At 43.5% G+C, this 3,693-nt stretch carries 4 protein-coding genes; 1 reads left to right on the plus strand and 3 read right to left on the minus strand.

Annotated features, from left to right (window positions below):
• Positions 1-376: 376 nt before the first annotated feature.
• The gene (pirA, locus tag QUA57_RS28185; RefSeq protein WP_172185012.1) at positions 377-526 is read right to left on the minus strand and encodes an arginine synthesis PII-interacting regulator PirA; all 150 of its coding nucleotides are present in this window, start codon (positions 524-526) and stop codon (positions 377-379) included.
• 303 nt (positions 527-829) lie between these two features.
• A complete protein-coding gene (bioF, locus tag QUA57_RS28190) occupies positions 830-2,002 on the minus strand; it encodes an 8-amino-7-oxononanoate synthase (protein ID WP_333065085.1) in 1,173 nt (390 codons plus the stop codon).
• Positions 2,003-2,068: 66 nt separating this feature from the next.
• Here bioF and QUA57_RS28195 point away from each other — a divergent pair, with 66 nt between their 5' ends.
• The gene (locus tag QUA57_RS28195) at positions 2,069-3,004 is read left to right on the plus strand and encodes an exopolyphosphatase (protein WP_333065087.1); all 936 of its coding nucleotides are present in this window, start codon (positions 2,069-2,071) and stop codon (positions 3,002-3,004) included.
• Between the two features lie 123 nt (positions 3,005-3,127).
• On the opposite strand, the gene QUA57_RS28200 is transcribed toward QUA57_RS28195, so the two are convergent.
• Positions 3,128-3,361 carry a hypothetical protein gene (locus tag QUA57_RS28200; RefSeq protein ID WP_333065089.1) on the minus strand — a complete coding sequence of 78 codons (234 nt, stop codon included), beginning with the start codon at positions 3,359-3,361 and terminating at the stop codon, positions 3,128-3,130.
• Positions 3,362-3,693: the final 332 nt, after the last annotated feature.

Here is a 3,693-nt window from a genome sequence, read left to right on the forward strand (position 1 = left end):
TGAGGCTCTAGAGGCCCATTCTTGTCACTTGGCTCGGCCTGAGCTTATTCCCCTCTTTCAGACCTGAATCCTTACGTTCTGACTTCAGAACTTACGCAAAAAATGAATGGTTCAATCCGCTATTGGTACAGACTCTGTGGGCTGAGGCGCACCCTAAAGATAGAGTTTGTGCGTGCATGAGTGTTCCCTCTTCCTTCTTTCTTCTTCCTTCTTTCTTCTTCCTTCTCAATAAAAAATCCCGGTTTCTTCAAGAAACCGGGGTTTTTCCTACCAACTAACAGAGGAGTCACAAGTTCACAGGTAGCGGTTGCCGGAATTCTGCATTTCTCGCACAACCCTCTAAACCAAACTACGGCAAATTCTAGTTGCAGCTTCTTTAAAGCTGTCTCATTTCCTCTTCAAGCACCCGAACCAAATCTTGATTGCCACTGGATCTCGCTACTTCTATGCGGTGCATCAGTTGCTTGTGAATGTTAGCGCGGTGGGTTTCTGCTACTTTTTTTACGTTTTGACGATTTGTGTTCATGGTGGACGTTCCTTATATTAAATTTGGTGTACCTGCTACTTCTCTAATATAGCGCTAAATTTCAAAAAGTATCTAAATTTACAAAAAATTTACAGTTGTTGACCGATAGACCAAACTCCTGTATAAGATTGGCCATAAGTCAATAGGGATATCTTGACAATAAAAAAAAGGCAGAACGCTAGAGCTGCAGAAGGCCGAAAGCTAGAGCTGCAGAAGCCTAGAGCTGCAGAAGGCAGAAGTAGAAATTCTCCCCATCTCACAACATTTACTCAAAGGGTAAGGTACTTATGACGTACCCAACATTTACTCAAAACTCAAAACTTCCTCCAGCGCCTCTACCAACTGCTGAAGGTGTGCGAGCTCGTGAGTTGCCATCAGCGAAATCCGAATTCGACTGACGCTTACCGTCGGAGGCCGAATCGCCGGAGCAAAAATACCCATCTCCTTGAGTTTGCTGCCGACTGTTAAAGCGGAGGCTGCATCTTTTAACGGAAGACTGAAAATAGGGGAGAGGGAATTGGTAATTGGTAATTGGTGATTGGTAATCGCCCAATATTTGAAAGTTTCGATATTTTTTCGCAACCGAACTCGGCGTTCTGGTTCTTGCTGTACAATCCTCACAGCTTCCAAAGCAGCCGCCGCGTCAGCAGGCGTCAATGCTGTAGTATAAATCCAACTCGGAGCTCGATTACGCAGAAAATCAATTAAAGCAGCAGAGCCCGCAACGTAACCACCTAAACTTCCCAAAGCTTTGCTGAGTGTGCCCACTTGAATCAGCGGTGTTCCCGTACACCCGAAATGTTCTGCACAACCGGCACCGCTAGCACCGAAAACTCCTGTAGCGTGAGCTTCATCTACTAATACCATGCAGTTAAAGGTTACGGCCACAGCCAACAACTGCGGTAGCGGACACAAGTCCCCATCCATGCTAAAGACGCTATCGGTAATAATTAAACACTTGCGGTATCTTGCGCGATTTTTCTCTAACTTTGCCGTTAAATCCTCAAGATTGCAGTGACTGTACTCTAGGGCAGTTGCACCACTGAGTATAGCTCCGTTTTTCAGGCTCGAATGGTTGTACTTGTCAGATAATATCAAATCCCGCTTGCCGACAACGGATGCGATCGCCCCTAGATTCGCCAAATATCCCGAACTGAATACTAAAGCATCTTCAGTTTGTTTTAAATTAGCAATAGCTTGTTCTAGCTGTCGGTGCAAATCGCGGTGTCCGCTGACCAACCTTGAACCCGTCGCACCCGTACCAAATTCCTTAGTTGCAGCCATAGCAGCTTGAATTAACCTGTCATGGCCGGCAAGTCCCAGATAATCGTTGCTGGCAAAGTTAATCAGCCGACGGCCTGCTAATTTTACCACCGGCCCAGGGGAACTTTCGATCGATTCTGGCGATCGATACCAATCGGCACGGTGAACTGTGTCCAGGGCCTTCTCTATCCAAGCGTAAGGGTCTGCGTTCATATTGGAAAGCGATCGGGTAATACGTTATATTAGCTGGTGATCAGTTCCTCCCTATCACAGAAACATATGCCACTCACTAAAAAATACAGATTAGTCACCCGCAGCGATTTTGACGGTCTTGTCTGTGCCGTTTTGCTCAAAGAACTCGATATGATCGACGAGATTAAATTCGTGCATCCTAAAGATATGCAGGATGGAAAAATCGAAATAACAAATAACGATATTAGCACCAATTTACCCTATGTTGAGGGAGTTCATCTAGCTTTCGATCACCATTTTAGCGAAACTCTCAGACACGAGAAAATCAAAATCAACCACATCATCGATCCTTATGCAGCTTCTGCGGCTAGGGTACTGTACAAATATTATGGAGGTCAAGCAAAGTTTCCTGATATTTCTGAGGCGATGATGGCCGCCGTTGACAAATCCGATTCCGCTCAATTTGCTCAAGAAGAGGTTCTGCATCCGAAAGAATGGGTGCTGTTAAACTTCATAATGGACGCCAGAACCGGGTTGGGAAGGTTTAAAGAATTTACGGTTTCCAATTATCAGTTAATGATGCAGTTAATCGATTACTGCAAAAATCATACCATCGATGAAATCTTGCAGCTTCCTGATGTCAAAGAAAGAGTAGACCTCTACTTCGAGCAAGAAGAAAAATTTAAAGAGCAAATACAGCGGTGCGCCAAAGTTTATAATAATTTAGTTGTTTTGGATTTGCGCAACGAAGATGTGATTTATGCGGGGAATCGTTTTGTAATTTACGCTTTGTTCCCCGAGTGCAATATATCGATTCACGTACTTTGGGGACTGAAACAACAAAATACTGTTTTCGCAGTTGGTAAGTCAATCTTTAACAAAACTTCTCAAACCAATATTGGGGAGTTAATGTTAAGATATGGGGGCGGTGGGCACCAAAATGCCGGAACTTGTCAGATTGAGAACGACAAAGCTAGTCAAGTTTTGAAAGAGTTAATTGCCCAGATAGAAGAAAATGGTTAAATTGGCTTTATCTTTTTTGCAGTCAGGACTTGAGTCTTTGATTATTTATTTTAATTTTCAGCACTAAAGTCCTTACTACAAAGGAGATTTTTTTGGACTGAAGTTTTTACTGCAAACGGGAGTTTATTCCTCAAGGTTTTGAGCTGGTGGGTTCAGAACATTGAGATTTTCTGAACTGTTGCCTTTGACTGGTGGCAAATGGTCTACCAAACCCATATCAAAAGCGATATCCGGCAACTCATCAGCTTTATATTTTCCTGGCTCAAACAATCGCCCGGGAGTAAAACAAGGCTGTTTCAATCGTACAACCTCCCCGGGCGAAAACATTCCCCTAAACATTTTGCGTTCGAGTCCCATAATTTCTGATCCTAAAACAACTTTCGCATTAATCTTAACAATTTTTGAGCGGCAGCTTCCCAATTAAATAAATCCGCCGTCTCTTTAGCTTTGTGAGCTACCTGAAAACGCATCGGATCTTCCACAATTTTTCGCAACTGTTCGCGAACAGACTGAACATTGGGTTCTGCCCAATGAGGAGCATTTCTGATTTCTAGATACTGAGTATCGTAACACTTTCCGACGGGAATTAGATCGTAAGCAATGGGATAGCAGTTATACCAATTTTACATGAAGTTGCATAGAATAAAGATACTGTTGAGAGGTGATGAGTTATGGCACGTCAACTGATG

It is taken from the genome of Microcoleus sp. Pol7_B2 (genome assembly GCF_036701035.1).
Classification (GTDB): Bacteria; Cyanobacteriota; Cyanobacteriia; order Cyanobacteriales; family Microcoleaceae; genus Microcoleus.